Annotated in this window: 16 protein-coding genes; 6 read left to right on the plus strand and 10 right to left on the minus strand. The window is 66.4% G+C overall.

Features of this window, described 5'->3' with window-relative positions; genetic code table 11:
- Positions 1-52: 52 nt before the first annotated feature.
- The 3 genes from H0T81_RS03590 to H0T81_RS03600 all read right to left on the minus strand — a co-directional run bounded on the left by H0T81_RS03590 (position 53) and on the right by H0T81_RS03600 (position 4,443).
- On the minus strand, positions 53-1,285 hold the full coding sequence (locus H0T81_RS03590) for an FAD-dependent oxidoreductase (RefSeq protein ID WP_294009898.1): 1,233 nt from the start codon (positions 1,283-1,285) through the stop codon (positions 53-55).
- Between the two features lie 10 nt (positions 1,286-1,295).
- Positions 1,296-3,860: a TonB-dependent receptor gene (locus H0T81_RS03595; RefSeq protein WP_294009900.1), complete on the minus strand. Its 2,565-nt coding sequence runs from the start codon at positions 3,858-3,860 to the stop codon at positions 1,296-1,298.
- 133 nt (positions 3,861-3,993) lie between these two features.
- Positions 3,994-4,443 (minus strand): vgr related protein, encoded by a 450-nt coding sequence (locus H0T81_RS03600; RefSeq protein WP_294009903.1) that lies wholly within the window; start codon positions 4,441-4,443, stop codon positions 3,994-3,996.
- 116 nt (positions 4,444-4,559) lie between these two features.
- On the opposite strand from H0T81_RS03600, the gene H0T81_RS03605 reads away from it, so the two are divergent.
- The 3 genes from H0T81_RS03605 to mltG all read left to right on the plus strand — a co-directional run bounded on the left by H0T81_RS03605 (position 4,560) and on the right by mltG (position 7,117).
- Positions 4,560-4,796: an acyl carrier protein gene (locus H0T81_RS03605; protein ID WP_294009905.1), complete on the plus strand. Its 237-nt coding sequence runs from the start codon at positions 4,560-4,562 to the stop codon at positions 4,794-4,796.
- A 102-nt stretch (positions 4,797-4,898) separates the two neighbouring features.
- Positions 4,899-6,158: a beta-ketoacyl-ACP synthase II gene (gene fabF / locus H0T81_RS03610; protein WP_294009908.1), complete on the plus strand. Its 1,260-nt coding sequence runs from the start codon at positions 4,899-4,901 to the stop codon at positions 6,156-6,158.
- Positions 6,155-7,117 (plus strand): endolytic transglycosylase MltG, encoded by a 963-nt coding sequence (gene mltG, locus H0T81_RS03615; RefSeq protein WP_294009910.1) that lies wholly within the window; start codon positions 6,155-6,157, stop codon positions 7,115-7,117. The genes fabF and mltG overlap by 4 nt, the downstream gene beginning before the upstream one ends.
- 58 nt (positions 7,118-7,175) lie before the next feature.
- Here the strand turns inward: mltG and H0T81_RS03620 are convergent, their stop codons facing one another.
- From H0T81_RS03620 to rimO, 7 genes are all read right to left on the minus strand, one after another.
- On the minus strand, positions 7,176-7,349 hold the full coding sequence (locus H0T81_RS03620; RefSeq protein ID WP_294009913.1) for a hypothetical protein: 174 nt from the start codon (positions 7,347-7,349) through the stop codon (positions 7,176-7,178).
- A 130-nt stretch (positions 7,350-7,479) separates the two neighbouring features.
- Positions 7,480-7,860, minus strand: coding sequence for a MarR family winged helix-turn-helix transcriptional regulator (locus H0T81_RS03625; protein WP_294009916.1), 381 nt, complete (start codon positions 7,858-7,860; stop codon positions 7,480-7,482).
- 121 nt (positions 7,861-7,981) lie between these two features.
- Positions 7,982-9,376, minus strand: coding sequence for a leucyl aminopeptidase family protein (locus tag H0T81_RS03630; protein ID WP_294009917.1), 1,395 nt, complete (start codon positions 9,374-9,376; stop codon positions 7,982-7,984).
- A complete protein-coding gene (locus H0T81_RS03635) occupies positions 9,373-10,299 on the minus strand; it encodes a hypothetical protein (protein WP_294009920.1) in 927 nt (308 codons plus the stop codon). Before H0T81_RS03635 ends, H0T81_RS03630 begins: the two co-directional genes overlap by 4 nt.
- Complete coding sequence (locus H0T81_RS03640) at positions 10,293-10,523, minus strand: hypothetical protein (protein WP_294009923.1); 231 nt, start codon at positions 10,521-10,523, stop codon at positions 10,293-10,295. Before H0T81_RS03640 ends, H0T81_RS03635 begins: the two co-directional genes overlap by 7 nt.
- Positions 10,520-10,990 carry a DUF2269 domain-containing protein gene (locus H0T81_RS03645; protein WP_294009926.1) on the minus strand — a complete coding sequence of 157 codons (471 nt, stop codon included), beginning with the start codon at positions 10,988-10,990 and terminating at the stop codon, positions 10,520-10,522. Before H0T81_RS03645 ends, H0T81_RS03640 begins: the two co-directional genes overlap by 4 nt.
- Before the next feature lies 1 nt (position 10,991).
- Positions 10,992-12,341, minus strand: a complete 1,350-nt coding sequence (rimO, locus tag H0T81_RS03650; RefSeq protein ID WP_294009929.1) for a 30S ribosomal protein S12 methylthiotransferase RimO — start codon at positions 12,339-12,341, stop codon at positions 10,992-10,994.
- 176 nt (positions 12,342-12,517) lie between these two features.
- Here rimO and H0T81_RS03655 point away from each other — a divergent pair, with 176 nt between their 5' ends.
- The 3 genes from H0T81_RS03655 to H0T81_RS03665 are packed head-to-tail and all read left to right on the plus strand — an operon-like array spanning position 12,518 to position 16,434.
- Positions 12,518-13,864, plus strand: a complete 1,347-nt coding sequence (locus H0T81_RS03655; RefSeq protein ID WP_294009932.1) for a UDP-glucose/GDP-mannose dehydrogenase family protein — start codon at positions 12,518-12,520, stop codon at positions 13,862-13,864.
- A complete protein-coding gene (locus tag H0T81_RS03660; RefSeq protein ID WP_294009935.1) occupies positions 13,861-15,132 on the plus strand; it encodes a nucleotide sugar dehydrogenase in 1,272 nt (423 codons plus the stop codon). Before H0T81_RS03655 ends, H0T81_RS03660 begins: the two co-directional genes overlap by 4 nt.
- Before the next feature lie 24 nt (positions 15,133-15,156).
- On the plus strand, positions 15,157-16,434 hold the full coding sequence (locus H0T81_RS03665; RefSeq protein WP_294009937.1) for a sugar transferase: 1,278 nt from the start codon (positions 15,157-15,159) through the stop codon (positions 16,432-16,434).
- Positions 16,435-16,797: the final 363 nt, after the last annotated feature.

Consider the following 16,797-nt stretch of genomic DNA (forward strand, 5'->3'; position numbering starts at 1 on the left):
ACCAAGAACGCGGCGGCGGCGGAACCGTTCAGCGAGGCAAACGCGTGCCCGCTCAGTGAACCTCGCGCTTGTGGGTCTCGGCCTTGGTGGCGAGGCTGAAGCGCGGCTCGGCGGGCACCCGATCGAACAGCCTCGCGGCGGCGTAGCGGCCGACCTCGGGCCCGTGCTTGAAGCCGTGACCCGAGCCGCCGCCGACCAGCAGCACGTTCGAAAGCCGCGGGTGTAAATCGATCAGGAAGTCACCGTTCGAGCTGTTCTCATACTGGCAGACGCGGGCTTCGGTCAGCGGCGCGTTGCGCAGCAGCGGGAAGCGGCGGTCGCGGAAGGCGACGACGTCCGCCAGCGCGGCTTCCGAATGACGCCGGTCCTGCGCGTCGGGATCGACCGCTGCCCCATGCGCATCATGGGCGAACTTGACCCCGCGGCTCTCGAGGTCCGGGAAGCCGTAGTAGATGTCGCCGCCGTTGAAGTCCGCCCAGCCCGGCATCGCGCCGGGCAGGAAGCGGCGGTCGCCGGCCGGCGGCGCGAAGAAGAACACTTCCTGCCGAGTCGGCTGGATTCGCCCACCGACGACATCGGGGAAGATTTTCGGCAGCCACGGACCCAGCGCGAAGACGAACGCATCCGCCTCCAGGCTGCCGCTCGACAAGCGGATCGAGCGCAGCTTGCCGCCCGACTGCCGCGGACCATGCGCGGCCTCGTGGCGGTAGTCGCCGCCCGAGCGAACGAACTGCCGCACCAGGGTCTGCACCGACCGCCGAGCCATCAGCGCTCCGAACCCCGGTTCGAACAGCCCCATTCGAATCCCGGCGAAATCGATCATCGGGAAGCGCCGAGCCATCTCGGCCGGCGTCAGCAGCTGGCTCGGCAGCCCCAGCCGCCGGTGCGCGGCGATGCTGTCGTGGGCGTACGGCTCATCGGTCGGGAAGAAGAACAGCACCCCGTGGGGGACGAAGATCGGCAGGCCCGACGCGCCGCTCAGCGCCTTCCACTGCGGCAGCGAATCCGTCGACATGCGGGTGTAGATGTCGTCCTTGCCGTAGGCCGCGCGGGTCATGCGCGACTCCCCGCCCGACGAGGCGCGACTGTGCGCCGGCCCGTGCGCGTCGAGCAGGGTCACGCGATGGCCCAGCTGCTGGAGATGATGGGCGGTCCACGCGCCGAACACGCCGGCGCCGATCACCGCGATATGGCTTTTGGAGCCGAGCGGCGCGGCCTTGAGGATGGCGGGCGACAAAGCGGCGCCGCCCGCCCCGGAAAGGAGCGAGCGGCGAGTCAGTTTCATCGTCGGCCGGTCAGCCCCGCTGGCCGGAGGCGGGCGGCGGCGGCGGCGGCGGTGGCGGGCACATGTCCGTCGCCAGGATCACCGATCCGTCCGGGCAGGTCTGCGTCGCCGCAGGCGCGGGCGGCAGCGGCGGGGGCGGCGGCGGAGCCATCGCAACGGCGCGGGGCGCGAGGAACGCCTGGCGCAATGTCAGGCCGATCGTGCGCGGAGTGCCGACGTTGTAGCCGAGCCGAGCTCGTCCGCCGCGCTCGCGGTCGAGCGACAGCTTCGGGTTCTTGTCGAACAGATTGTTGACGTAGCCAACGATCTCGAGCCCGCTGTCCCACTTCACTCCGCCCGACAGATTGAACAAATTGAAGGAGGGCAGCTTGAGAGAGCCGAAGTCCCGCGTGGCGTTCCCAAAGGCACCGGTGTTGGGGTCGTAGAAGAGGAAGTTGAAGACGCTGGCACCCGGCTCCTGATCGGCAGGCTGGGTGTAGCGGCTACCGACGTGCTGGAAGCTGCTCGAGACATACCACTCGCTGCTGTGGCTGAGCCGCTGTCCATAGGTCGCGGTGGCAGCCATCTGGAACTTGGGCACGGTGGGCAGCCGATTACCGTTACGGATGCCGGTCGTGCTCGCCAGCGGTTCGGGAAGCGTGGTATCGAATTCGGCTTCGATCAGGCTGCCCGCCACCGACAGATCGAGACCCGGGATGGGGCTCGCGGCGAACTCGGCTTCGATGCCCTTGGTGTGCGCCTTGTCGACGTTGAAGACGATGCGCGACGAGCAGCTTCCCGCGTCGAGCGTCACCTGGAGGTCCTTGATCCGGGTGTAGAAGGCGGCGGCGTTAAACGTCATTCCCGCGAACTGGTGTTTCACTCCGGCTTCGTAGTTCCACAAGGTTTCATCGTCATAGCTTTGGAAACCGCCGAACAATGCCTCGTCCTCGTCGGTGCACAGCGGCAGGTTGAGCGGATCGTTGACGCCGCCGAGGCGGAAGCCCTTGGCCGCCTGGAGGTTGACGCTGAGGTTTCGGTTCGGCTCGTAAGTGGCAATGACTCGAGGCGAGAAGCCGTTGGACTTGGTCTTGTCGCCGATGCGGGTGTCCACGTTCGAGAAGACGCCGCCGGAGATGAAGTCGCGTTTCTCCTTGAAGTCGTAATAACGCCCGCCAGCGGTCAGCTTGAACTGGCCAAAGTCGTAGCTGGCTTCGCCGAACGCCGCCTTCTGGTTGATGTCGTATGGAAGATCGGCGTTGTAAGGCGAGTTCAGCGGGAATCCGTTCGAAACCGCGGCTGAAACGCCCGCTCCGAGCGCGGCGTCGATGAACGCATCGTAACCCGGAGTCGGCAAACGCTGGGCATATTTGCGCTTGATGTCGGTGTAGAAGGCTCCGAGGACCCACTGAAGCGGTCCCGCTCCGGTCGATCCCAGCCGAAGCTCCTGAGTCCACTGCTTGAGTGTGGTCGTGTCGCGCAGGTTCGACGGCAGGTTCGCGATATCGGGATCGACGCCGCAACATCCGACCAGCGGAGAGATGCCGACCGAGCCGGTCAGGGCCGAGGCATCGCGGCTGACGAGGATATCCCGGTCGATGTAGCTGGTGATCGAGGTTAGCTCGACTGCGCCAAAGCCAATGCTGCCGGTCAGGTCGGCGAGCAGCGTGTCGTCCTTGAACTTCTCGCGCAGCTTCAAATACTGCTTGCGCTTGCCGACTTCGGGCTCGCTGGTGAACGAGGTGTAGAAGTTATAATGCTCCTCGCGGTTGAAGCCGTCGGCGCGGATCTGCTGGTAGACCACCCGCGGGGTGATCTTGACGTCGGGCGCCGGCTCGAACAGCAATGCGACGCGGCCGCCGATACGGCTGCCGTCGTTGATGTTCTTGCCGCTGGCCGGGCCGATCGCGTCGATGAACCCCCCGTAACGTTGCCCATAGCCGACCAGCCGGGTCGCGGCGCTTGATCCAAGCGGTACGTTGATAGCGCCCTTCAGGTGGTAGCCGATATCGCCCTCGTCGACGGTGTTGATATTGGCTTCGACGAGGCCTTCGGTGCCCTCGAGATTCGGCTGGTTGGTGATGTAGCGGAGCGTTCCGCCGACCGAACCGGAGCCGAACAGCGTCCCTTGCGGGCCGCGCAGTGTCTCCACCCGGTTCAGATCGAACAGGTCGAAATCGGGCGTGAACAGCGACAGCGAAACCACGCTCTCGTCGAGGTAGATGCCGACCTGCTCCTTGACGCCGGGCTGGTCGCGGACGATCTGACCGGCCGAGACGCCGCGGACCGAAACCTGGCTCTGGCCGGGGCCGAGATTCTGGACGGTGAGGCCGGCGACGTTGCGGCTGATTTCCTCGATCGTCGAGGCATTCGAGCGCTGGATGTCCTCCTGGGTCTGGGCGTTGATCGAGAAGGGGACGTCCTGGACCCGCGACGCGCGCTTGGTGGCGGTGACGATGATCTCGTCGCCGGCGGTCTGCGCATCTTGAGGGGCGTTCGCCGCCTGGGCCTCGTCTTCCTCGGTGGTCTGGGCAAAGCTCGGCGAGGCGATGGCGATCGCCGCGGTGCCGATCAGTAGAAGGGCGGAAGCGCGCATGGTGAATTCCCCTGTTGAGGCCGCGTAACAAGCTGTGTCTGACTCATTCGCGGAATCGACGGAAGGGGCAGTGCGCGCGCTCCGCACTTTCGAGCTGCCCCTGTGGCAGTTCGGTGACAGCGTTGCGCGGGGTTCAGGCGAACGGCAGGAGCGTTCGTGGCGGCACCGAAGCAAGCCGGAATCCGCGCTCGGCGAGAAACGCGTGGCGGACGATTTCCGCTTGCTGCTCGAGGCCGTAGCGGTCGAACGAACGACCGTCCTCGATCATGTAGGAATAACGGCAAAACGGATGGCGCATCAGCGGCAGATAGAAGCGGCCGCGGGTCTGCGACTGCCAGACGTGGGTCATCTCGTGGATGAACAGGCCCTGGCGGTGGAGCGGCTCGGCGGAGAAATCCTCCGACCACAGGTTGCCGTGGGGATGGAAGTGGATGTTGCCGGTCGGCGCCATCGCCGTGCTCCGCGGCTGGAACGGCCACCACTTGCGCCTGACCATCCGGACCTTCGAATAGTTGATCGCATCGCCGAACATCGATCGGGCGAGGGCGATTTCGCCGGCTGTCAGGGGACGGGCGCCGCGCATGGCCGGTGACACTTAGGACGGTCTCGCCAGTCGGCAAGTCTGGCGCACTTTCGGCCACTTGCCCGGCGCGGGCGGCATCGCTAGGGCAGCGTCAAAGCAAATGGAGGAATGCAAGCATGAGCGAGACTCCCGAGCGGGTGAAGAAGATCGTCGTTGAACATCTCGGTGTCGACGCGGAGAAGGTCACCGAGGAAGCCAGCTTCATCGACGACCTGGGCGCCGACAGCCTCGACATCGTCGAGCTGGTGATGGCGTTCGAGGAAGAGTTCGGGGTCGAGATCCCGGACGACGCCGCCGAGAAGATCACGACCGTCAAGGACGCGATCGATTATATCGACCAGAACAAGAGCTGATCGGGGCCGCTGCCGCCGGCAGATAACGCCTGAGATGCGGCGCGACGGCTTCCCGAACCAATCGGGAGGCCGTTTGTTTTTGGCAACAACATGGAGTGTTCAATGCGCCGTGTCGTGGTGACTGGTCTGGGCCTGGTGACGCCGCTCGGTGGCGACGTCGAGACCAGCTGGAAGAACATCCTGGCGGGCAAGAGCGGCGCCGGGCCGATCACCCGGTTCGACGCCAGCGACCAGAAGTGCCGGATCGCCTGCGAGGTCAAGCCGGCCGACCATGAATATGGCTTCGACCCGAACATTCGCGTGGACCACAAGGTCCAGCGCCAGGTCGACCCGTTCATCGTCTACGGAATTGATGCCGCCGCGCAGGCGCTCGAGGACGCCGGCCTCACCGATATGACCGAGGAGGAGCGCTTCCGCACCGGCGTGTCGATCGGCTCGGGGATCGGCGGCCTGCCCGGCATCGAAAAGGAATCGGTCGTCCTGCATGAAAAAGGGCCCGGCCGGGTCAGCCCGCATTTCGTCCACGGACGACTGATCAACCTCATCTCCGGGCAGGTTTCGATCAAGTTCGGGCTGATGGGCCCGAACCATGCGGTGGTGACCGCCTGCTCGACCGGCGCGCACTCCATCGGCGACGCCGGGCGAATGATTGCGCTCGGCGATGCCGAGGTGATGGTCGCGGGCGGCGCCGAGAGCGCGCTCTGCCCGCTCGGCATTGCCGGCTTCGCGCAGGCTCGGGCGCTGTCGACGCAGTTCAACGATCAGCCGGAGAAGGCCAGTCGCCCGTACGACAAGGACCGCGACGGCTTCGTCATGGGCGAGGGCGCCGGTGTCGTCATCCTCGAGGAATACGAGCACGCGAAGGCGCGCGGCGCGAACATTTACGCCGAGCTGGTCGGCTATGGAATGTCCGGCGACGCCTATCACGTGACGGCCCCGCACCCGGAAGGCGCCGGCGGCTACCGGGCGATGGAAGCGGCGATGCAACGCTCGGGGCTCGATCTCGAGGACATCGACTATATCAATGCCCACGGCACCTCGACCCCGCTTGGCGACGAGCTGGAGCTCGGGGCGGTGCGCAAGCTGTTCGGCAACCATGTCGGCGGGCTGTCGATGAGCTCGACCAAGTCCGCGATCGGTCATTTGCTCGGCGGCGCCGGAGCGGTCGAGAGCATCTTCTGCATCCTCGCGATGCGCGACCAGATCGTCCCGCCGACCCTCAATCTCGACAATCCAAGCGATGGCTGCGCCGGGGTCGACCTGGTGCCGCACAAGGCCAAGGAACGGTCGGTCAAGGCGGTGCTCAACAACAGCTTCGGTTTTGGCGGCACCAACGCCAGCCTGGTCATGAAGGCGGTGTGAAGAAGCTTTCGGCACTGGCCGTCCTGGCTCTTTTCGCCGCGCTGATCGCCATCTGGTTCCTGTGGTGGAGTCCCGGCCCCAAGCCGGGGCCGCACACCGTCATCGTCGAGGAGGGATCGAGCGTCGCCTCGGTCGCCCGCCAGCTCGAGACGCAGGGCGCGATCCCGGGCAGCGCGACCATCTATCGGATGATGGCGCGGCTATTCGGCTCGGGCGATCCGATCCAGGCCGGGGAGTTCGAGATCCCCAAGGGGACCAGCGGCGCGGCGGTGCTCGACCAGCTCCAGCACGGCCGCCCGGTGCAGCGGCTGATCACCGTCACGGAAGGGATGCCGTCGATCATTGTCCAGGAAAGGCTGGCTGCGAACCCCTTTCTCACCGGCCCGGCGCCACTGCCGCCCGAAGGCTCCGTTCTGCCCGACAGCTACGGCTACAAGCGCGGCGAGACCCGCGCCGCGGTCGTTCAGCGGATGCAGGCGGCGATGACCCGGACGCTCGATGCGCTGTGGGCAAAGCGCAAGCCGGCCTGCCCGGTGAGCACCAAGGAGGAAACGGTGATCCTCGCCTCGATCGTCGAGAAGGAAACCGGCAAGCCGTCGGAGCGGCGGATGGTCGCCGGGGTCTATTGCAATCGGTTGAGGATCGGCATGAAGCTCGATGCCGATCCGACGGTCATCTACCCGATCACCAAGGGCAAGCCGCTCGGCCGGCGCATCCTGCGCTCCGAGCTCAACGCCGACACCGGCTACAACACCTACAGGAAGCCGGGCCTGCCCGCCGGGCCGATCGCCAACCCGGGCCGCGAAAGCATCGCCGCGGTGCTCGATCCGGCGCCGACCAAGGCGATCTATTTCGTCGCCGACGGGACGGGCGGCCATGTGTTCGCCGAGACCTTCGCCGAGCATCGCGCGAACGTCGAGAAATGGTTCGCGATCCGCCGCGCCCGCGGCGAGATGTAGCCGGGGATCAAGCGGGAACCGCGCCGCTCGGCGATGCCGCCGCTTGTCCGCCAGACTGCTAGTGGTCGAGACTTTCCGCCCGCACGTAGCCGACGCGGCGCTGCTTGCCGCCGTAGCCCCAGGCCCAGCCGAGGCTGTTGTCGAGCATCGCGAATGAGTCGCCGGCCTCGAGCTCGATCAGCGCCTCGGCCTCGTCGCCGGGCCCCGCTCGAAGCGTCGCCGCGCTGGTCACGATCCGGTCGAGCGGTTCGGCATAATGGGAGGCAATGACCTCATGGGCGAGCGCGACGTCGGCCAGGTCGCGCCGGTAGGCGTTGTGAGCAGGGTCGGGCGGGTTCGACGGTCCGGTGAGCGCGAAGCCCTCAGCGCTGGTGGGCGAAGGCCGCGGTCCCGATGATCGGCCGGTGGGCCGCCGCGGCCCCGTCGCCGCCCTCGCGGAGGTTGCGCTTGAAGCCTTCAAGGAAATCTGCCCCGTTGCTGGTCCGGACGACGAACACGTTGCGGCGATCGTCTTGGTCGCGTTCGCGCCGCAGATAGCCGAGTGCGCCGAGCGTGTTCAAGGCGCGAGTGACGACGGGTTTGGACACTCCGAGGATCTTGGCGAGGCCGCGGACGGTGTGCGGGCCAGGGGTCAAATAAACGAGCATCAACAGGGCCATCTGGCGATTGGTGAGATCCGGCTCGCCGGATCGGACATAGGCGATCAGCGCCTTCATCCAGCCGGTTAGCGAAACCTCGCTCATTGTCGATTGTCTCCGTGGCGTCGCGTGCTTGCCGATTAAACCGGTAAGGGGGCGAAATGTTGCAGCCAAGCGACCGGAAAATCGGGAAAAATACGCGGATCGTCAGAAAGCCGCGACCGGATCAGCGGTTGGGGTAGCGCCGGGACAGCAGCTCAAACGCGGCCCGCAGGCCGAGCGCATCGCCGCCTTTGGGGCGGCCGGGCTTGGCCTTCGGCCGCCAGGCGAAGGTGTCGAGATGCGCCCAGGCCGTCTCCTTGGGGACGAAACGCCGAAGGAACAGCGCCGCGGTGACGCAGCCGGCCAATTGCGAGCCGGTCGCATTGGCGATGTCGGCGATGTCGCTCTTGAGCATGTCCTCGTAGCCATCCCACAGCGGCATCCGCCACAGCGGGTCCTCGACCTCCTTGCCGGCGGCCTCGAGGCCCTCGAGCAGATCGTCGCGATTGGCGAACAGGGCCGGCAAGTCGGGGCCCAGCGCGACCCGCGCGGCTCCGGTCAGGGTCGCGAAGTCGATGATCAGCTCGGGCCGGTCCTCGGCCGCCCGGGCGAGTGCGTCGGCGAGGATCAGGCGCCCTTCGGCATCGGTATTGTCGATCTCGACATGAAGGCCCTGCCGCGACTTGACGATGTCGCCGGGGCGAAGCGCGGCGGCTGAAACCGCATTCTCGACCGCCGGAATGAGCAAATGGAGCCGCACCGGCAGCCGCTCGGCGGCGGCGAGGTTGAACAGGGCCAGCGCGTGGGCGGCTCCGCCCATGTCCTTCTTCATCAGCCGCATTCCGCTGGCGTTCTTGAGGTCGAGGCCGCCGCTGTCGAAGCAAACGCCCTTGCCGACGATCGCCACGCGCGGATGGCCGGGGTCGCCCCATTCGGCTTCGATCAGCCGCGGCGCCCGCTCGCGGGAGGCGGCCGCTCCGACGGCCAGGACCAGCGGATAGCCCTGCTCCAGCGCGTCGCCCGACGTGACCCGCACCTCGGCGTCCACGGCAGAAACCTGGTCGCGGACCGACTGCTCGAGCTCGGCCGGGCCGAGGTCGCCGGCCGGAATGTTGACGAGGTCGCGGACCAGCGCCGTCGCCTCTGCAAGGCGAACGATCGGGTCGATCCGCGCCGCCTCGCCGGTGACGAGGACCCGCGGGCCCGGGTCGGGAGCCTTCTTGTTGCGATAGGCGTCGAGGCGGTGCTGGGCGAGCAGCCAGCCGAGCGCCGCCTTGCCGGGCTCGCCCTGCGCCAGGCGATATTCCCCTGCCGGAAGCGTCTCCGGCAGCTTGGCCAGGCACCAGGGCGACAGCGACGCGACATTGGCGACCGCGGTCACGACCTCGAACTCGCCGTCGCGCGGCAGGATCACGCTCGCATAGCCGGTCTTGCCGTCGAAGCGGTGCGCTTCGAGCAGCGCCCGGTCGGCGGCGCTGCGGCCCTTCGCCCAGTCGGCGAAGCTTGTCTTGTCGACGAGGTGGACGGCGCGGGCCTTCTGGCCGCGCTCGGCGACGAGCAGCGATGCGAATTGCGTCATGCCCGCCCCTTAGCGGACGACAGAGGCCAGGCAACACCGGGCATTTTCCGCAGAACCGCAATGTCGAGCCCGGCAAGTGCGTTCAGATATTCCTCAAGGTCGATGAGGTCGAGGCAAGCGCGCGCGCCGCGCTCGGTGAGTTGGTTTCGAGCAAAGCGCCGTGCCAGCAATATCGCTGGCATGCACGGGATGAGTGGCCCGTGTCCGGAGCGAGCGATCATATAGAACCGTTCCCGCCGGCTTTTCCCATCGTGTCCGAGCCCGCAAAACTCCGCGTGGAAGCCGCTAGTGCTTGTGCCCAGCGCATCGAACAAGAAAGACCAGCGCAGAAGGGTCTCGGCATGAGGTGCGAGCGAGTGGATGACTCCAATACGCACCAGCCAGCTGAGCAGCCAGGTTGAGAGATGAAGCAGCTTGATCTCGTGGCCGGCGCCGAAGCGCATGGTCCGGAGCGTTGGGTAGCGCCGCGGAAAGATGTCAAGATCGGGAATGTCGCAGTATCCAAAGAGGCGCAATCCTAATTGCGGATATTGTTTCGCATGGAGGCCTTGCCACCCGTAAACCCGCGTCCAGCGGCCGTCGCGAAGCGTCGTGAATTGCTTGCCGACATAACTCAGAACGGCCGATGCCGTTGCTAGTCCGCGGTTAGTCTGCTGAGCAGCGGTGATGCCGTAATCCATCCTCTCGAGCAGTTGGAATCTCGGCAAGGCGTCGTCGACAACTGCCGCGGTCAGGCAGGGCACCGAACTTGCGCCGCTCACGACCAGCACGTCGGCGCCGCGGGCCGGGGTGTCGAGCGCACCGATTCCGCAAACGAACGCGCGGGCGTCGGCAAGATCGGCATAGTGGCAACGCCGCGCGATGGCCGCTTCCGCCACTCGGTAATTCTGTGATTGGAACGGGCCGGTGGTGTGAATCACCATGTCGGGCTGGATGCGGGCAAAAAAAACGCGTCGTCGAGGTCTGCGTCGATGTCGATCTGAACGCCTTGCGCTGCATTTGTGGACGGGAGGTTCGCGGCAAAGGCGTCCGCTTTCGCCTTCGAGCGCCCGCCGATCAGTAGAATGATGTCGGGATCGTCGGCGAGCGCTCGGGCAATCGTTCCCCCGAAGTTACCGTAGCCTCCGATGATCAGGACACGTTTCACCCTGCCGGCTTCAGCACCATCAGGAAGAAGATGATGACCAATGCAGTGAAGGCGGGCCACCCGAGGAGAAACCAGGCGCGGTACAGGCGTCGATAGCGACGCTCGTCAAGCGGCTCGCCGATCCCTTGGAGTTCCAACAAATGCTTCATCCGCATCTGGATGGCGACGACTGGAATCCAGCAGAGCCCGGCCAGCAAATAAAGGCCGTAGGACGCCACAAGCCACGGCAAATTCCAAGGAATGCCGGAACGCCAAATGAGCCACGCGCCGGTCACCGGCTGGATAATTACGGCTGGGGTGGTGAACAACCAATCGGCCATGACCGTGGTACGCGCGGCGGCGAGCCGGCCTTGCTCGTTGCCTGGCACATGAGCTCTAAAAAAGAAAAACGCCGTGCCCAGCCCGGTTCCGAACAGAATGGCCGAGCTCAGGATGTGGATCGTCTTGACGACCGCGTAGCCGTCCATCCTAGGTGACCGGCACCCCGTAGAGGTCGTGCTCGTCGCTGTCCTCGATGCGCACGGGGACGATGTCGCCGGGGTTCAGCCCTGCCGAGTCGCGAAGATGGACTTCGCCGTCGATCTCGGGCGCGTCGGCCTTCGAGCGGCCGGACGCTCCGCCGGTTTCCTTGTCGACCGAATCAATCAACACTTCCAAGGACTTGCCGATTTTGGATCGCAGCTTTTCGGCGCTGATCCGGGCGGATAATTCCATGATCCGATCGAACCGCTGCTGTTTGACCTCGTCCGGCACCGGGTCGGGAAGCGCGTTGGCCGCCGCTCCCTCGACCGGCTCGAAGCGGAAGGCGCCGACGCGGTCGAGCTGGGCGACCTCGAGCCAGTCGAGGAGATACTGGAAATCCTCTTCGGTCTCGCCGGGGAAGCCGACCACGAACGACGAGCGGAGGGCGATTTCCGGGCAAATCGAGCGCCATTCGACAATCCGCTGGAGCACCCGGGCGTCGTTGGCCGGGCGGCGCATCGAGCGCAGGATCTTCGGGCTCGCATGCTGGAACGGGATGTCGAGATAGGGGAGGACCAGCCCTTCGGCCATCAGCGGGATCACCCGGTCGACGTGCGGGTAGGGGTAGACGTAGTGCAGCCGCACCCAGACTCCGAGCTGCCCAAGTTCGCGCGCCAGGTCGGTCATGTGGGCGCGGACCTCACGGCCCTTCCACGGCCAGGCCGAGTGGCGCAGGTCGACTCCATAGGCCGACGTGTCCTGGCTGATTACCAGCAGCTCGCGGGTTCCGGCCGCGACCAGTTTCTCCGCCTCGCGGAGGATCGCATCGGGCCGCCGGCTGACCAGCTCGCCGCGCAGCGAGGGGATGATGCAGAACGCGCAGCGGTGGTTGCAGCCCTCGGAAATCTTCACATAGCTGTAGTGGCGCGGAGTCAGCTTGAGCCCCGGCCCGAGGTTGGCGGCGGGCACCAGGTCGAGGAACGCGTTCGGCACCGGCGGAGCGGCCTCGTGGACCGCGGCGACCACTTCGTCATATTGCTGCGGCCCGGTCACCGCGAGCACGCCCGGGAACCGCGAGCGGATGACGTCCGCGTCCTTGCCCATGCAGCCGGTGACGACGACCCGGCCGTTCTCGGCGATCGCCTCTCCAATGGCTTCCAGGCTCTCGGCCTTGGCGCTGTCGAGGAAGCCGCAGGTGTTGACCAGCACCACGTCGGCCCCGGCATAATCGGGAGACATGTCGTAGCCGTCGGCGCGCAGCTTGGTCATGATCCGCTCGCTGTCGACCAGCGCCTTGGGGCAGCCGAGCGAAACCAGGCCCACGCGCGGGGCTCGAGGAAGAGTCATGAGAGTCATCGGAAGGGCCGCGCCTGTAGCCGGATTTTGGGGCAAAAGCGAGGCCTTTGCCTCGCCCAAAACGAAGTGAGCCGAAGAACTTAGACGCTGCTGTCCGCGGTTTCGCGTCGCCGGTGGCTGGCCTTGTCGGCGAACGCTGCTAAGAGGCGCGCGCTTCAAAGCGGCGGGAGTAAGGAATGCACATCGCGATGATTGGCACCGGCTATGTCGGGCTGGTGTCCGGCGCCTGCTTCGCCGACTTCGGCCACCAGGTGACCTGCGTCGACAAGGATTCCGACAAGATCGATGCGCTCAATGCCGGCCGGATGCCGATTTGGGAGCCGGGGCTCGAGGAGCTGGTCAAGGCCAACGCGGAGCGCGGCCGCCTGCGCTTCACGACCGACCTTGCGGGCGGGCTCGACGAGGCCGAAGCCGTGTTCATCGCCGTCGGGACGCCCGCCAGGCGCGGCGATGGCCATGCCGACCTCACCTACGTCTATGACGCTGTTCGCGAGCTTGCCCGAACCGTCGACCGGCCAGCGCCGGTCATCGTCGTCAAGTCGACCGTCCCGGTCGGCACCGGCGACCGGATCATCGAAATCCTCGCCGAGGAGGGCATCGAGGACGCTTCGGTGGCCTCCAACCCGGAATTCCTGCGCGAGGGCGCCGCGATCCGCGATTTCAAGATCCCCGACCGGATCGTCGTCGGCGCCGAGGACGAGCGGGCGCGGACGGTGCTGCGCGAGGTCTATCGGCCGTTGTTCCTCAACCAGGCGCCGATCCTGTTCACCGGCCGCCGCACCGCCGAGCTGACCAAATATGCGGCCAATGCCTTTTTGGCGGTCAAGATCAGCTTCATCAACGAGGTCGCCGACCTGTGCGAAGCGGTCGGCGCGGATGTTCAAGATGTCGCAAGGGGGATCGGCCTCGATAACCGCATCGGCCCCAAGTTCCTGCACGCCGGGCCCGGATACGGCGGCAGCTGCTTTCCAAAGGACACGGTGGCCTTGCTCCGGACCGCCGATGCGGCCGGCGTCGACCAGCGGATCGTCCGCACGGTGGTCGACGTCAACGACCGCCGCAAGGAATCGATGGCGGCGCGGGTCGCGCAAGCGCTCGGCGGAAGCGGAGCCGATGGCCTCCGGGGCAAGCGCATCGCCGTGCTCGGGCTGGCGTTCAAGCCCAACACCGACGACATGCGCGAGGCTCCGTCGCTGCCGCTGATCGAGGGCCTGCTCAAGGGAGGGGCTGAGGTCGCGGCGTTCGACCCGGTTGCGGTCGAGCAGGCGCAGCCATTGCTGCCCGACGTCGAGTTCGCCGCCGACGCCCACGCCGCCGCCGAGGGCGCCGACGCGCTGGTCATCGTCACCGAATGGGACGAGTTCCGGGCGCTCGACCTCGCCGACCTCGCTTCGGCGATGCGCGGCAACGTGCTGGTCGACCTGCGCAACGTCTACGACAGCGCCGAGGCCGAATCCGCCGGTCTCGCCTATTTCGGCATCGGCCGCGGTCAGCTGAACCGAAAGCCGACGGTACCCGGATGAGCGGCATTGGCCGGATTATCGTCATTGGGCTCGGCTATGTCGGCCTGCCGCTTGCCGTGGCGCTGGCGCGCAAGTTCGAGGTCATCGGCTTCGACGTCGATTCGCAGCGCATTTCCCAGCTTCGCTCGGGCCACGATCGCACCCGCGAGGCCGACCCCGAAGAGCTCAAGCGCACCAGCCTGACGTTTAGCGATTCGAGCGAGGACTGCCGCGGCGCCGACATCTACATCGTCACGGTTCCAACCCCGGTCGACCGCGACAACCAGCCCGACCTTCGCGCCGTCATCGCCGCGACCCGGATGATCGCCGAGGCGATCGACCCCGCCCGGCGGCCGACGATCGTCTACGAAAGCACCGTCTATCCGGGGGTCACCGAGGACGTCTGCGGGCGCGAGCTCGAGCGCTCCGGCGATCTCAAGCGCGGCCGCGATTTCCGCCTCGGCTATTCGCCGGAGCGGATCAATCCGGGCGACCGGACCCATTCGATCGACCGGATCACCAAGGTCATCGCCGGCGAGGACGGCGAGGTGACCGACCAGATGGAGCAGATGTACGGGGCGATCACCAGCGGCGGAGTGTTCCGGGCCGCGTCGATCAAGGCGGCCGAGGCGGCCAAGGCGATCGAGAACGCCCAGCGCGACATCAATATCGCCTTCATGAACGAAGTCGCCCAGATCTTCTCGAAAATCGAGGTGTCGGTCTGGGACGTGCTCGCCGCGGCGCGCACCAAATGGAATTTCCTGCCGTTCGAGCCGGGCCTGGTCGGCGGCCACTGCATCAGCGTCGACCCTTATTATCTCAGCCACCTCGCGCAGCAGGTCGGCCATCACCCCGAGGTCATCCTGTCGGGACGCTCGACCAACGACCGGATGGGCGAGTGGGTCGCCGATGCTCTCCACGAACGATTGGCGGGCAAGCCGGGGCGGGCGCTGGTGCTCGGTCTGACGTTCAAGGAGGACGTTCCCGACCTTCGCAACAGCCGCGTCTTCGACCTCGTGCACCGATTGCGGGAGCTCGGCCACGACGTCGATGTCGCCGACCCGCTCGCCGATCCGGGCGAGCTCGAGCGCGAGCATGGCCTCAAAGTCGTCAATCCGGACGGGGTGCGCTATAGTCTCGTCGTCGGCGCGGTCCCGCATGCCGATTATCGATCGCTTTCGGCCCCGGACCTGGAGGCGATGCTCGAGCAGGATGGGATGCTGGCCGATCTGAAGGGCATGTGGCGCGACCGGCAGCTGGGCCCGGGAATCGACCGCTGGTCGCTGTGATTTTCCGCTGGGGCCTTTGAACGAATGCGTCACGAGCCGGCCACGAGGCTGATGAAGCAGCCGCTGTTCACTCGGCGGCGGTTCCAGTTTGCAAGCGCGCTTGTGATCGGCGCGCTGCTGCCGTTCGCCGTGCGCGGCACCGTCCTGCCCGGCCTGTTCGCCGAGCCGGCGGGCATCAATGCGCTGATCGGCAACAGCGTCGCCATCGCCATCGCCTTCTGGATGCGGCTGTCGATCGAGACCTATCCCGGAATCCGCTCGGCCTACGTGATCTTGCCGACCTCGCTGACCGGTCACGGGGTGATCGTCGTCGCCCTCCTCCTGACCCGCTTGCCGTACGACCGGCTGGCGCTCGGCCTCGGCTTCGCGCTCCACGTCTTGTGGCTGTATGTGCTGTATTTCTATGCCCAGCGAACGATCCAGCAGCGGATCGCGATCGTCCCGTTCGGCGAGGTCTCGCGCCTCAACCAGATCGGCAATATCGAGTGGCAGACGCTGGCCCGGCCGCGGCTCGAGGACACCGCCGGCTGCCACGCGATCGTCGCCGACTTCGCCACCGACCTGCCCGACGAGTGGGAGGCGTTCCTCGCCGACGCCGCGCTTGCCGGCCGAATCGTCTACCAGGTCAAGCAATTGTCCGAATCGCTCACCGGACGGGTCCAGCTCGACCATCTTTCGGAGAACAGCTTCGGCTCGCTGCTCCCGGCGCGCGGCTATTTTCACTTAAAAGCGCTCGGCGATTTCCTGGTCGCGGTCGCGATGCTTCCGCTGGCGCTGCCGCTGATGGCGGTGGCGGCGCTGGCGATCCGGGCCGAAGGGCCGGGGCCGATCCTGTTCCGCCAGGCGCGCATCGGCCATGCCGGCCGACGCATGACGGTGTACAAATTCCGCACCATGCGTGCCGTGTCGGCCGGTGACGAGCGCCGCGCCGCGATGACCGGCAAGGACGACGAACGAATCACCCGGGTCGGAGCGTTCCTGCGCCGCACGCGGATCGACGAGCTGCCGCAGATCTTCAACATCCTCAAATGGCAGATGAGCTGGATCGGCCCGCGCCCCGAAGCCGAGGTGCTGTCGATCTGGTACACCAGCGAGCTGCCCTTCTACCGCTACCGCCACGTCGTGAAGCCGGGGATTTCGGGCTGGGCGCAGGTCAACCAGGGCCACGTCGCCGAGGTCGAGGAGGTCCACCACAAGCTCCAGTACGACTTCTACTACATCAAATATTTCTCGCCCTGGCTCGACCTGCTGATCGTGTTCCGGACGATCAAGACGGTGCTGACCGGGTTCGGCTCGCGCTAGGCATTGGCCCGCACCGCCGGCGGCCGCAGACTTATCCACAGCTTTTTGAAGCGAACCCCGAGTCGGGCCGAAAAAAGTGCTTGCGCGGGCCGGCCGGGCGGCTAGGGTGGCGTCGTGCTTTAGACCTTCGGGTCTGAAGCATGGGAACCCCGCCGGGTCAAACCGGTGGGGTTTACCATTTCTGGGCCCCCCCGCGCCAAGTGCGCTGGCTGCCGTCGCCCCTTTCCCTCACCCGCAGCGGGAGCCCATTGCAACGGCAACGGGATTCGGGCTCGCGCGCGGCAATCCACCGCCGCGGCGCTGGGCTGTAGGAAAATGGGTGCTTTTGGACTGCACTCAGTTAGGATGCCGAGCTTCTGATCG

Source organism: Sphingomonas sp., assembly GCF_013812825.1.
In the GTDB taxonomy this organism is placed as follows: Bacteria; Pseudomonadota; Alphaproteobacteria; order Sphingomonadales; family Sphingomonadaceae; genus Sphingomicrobium.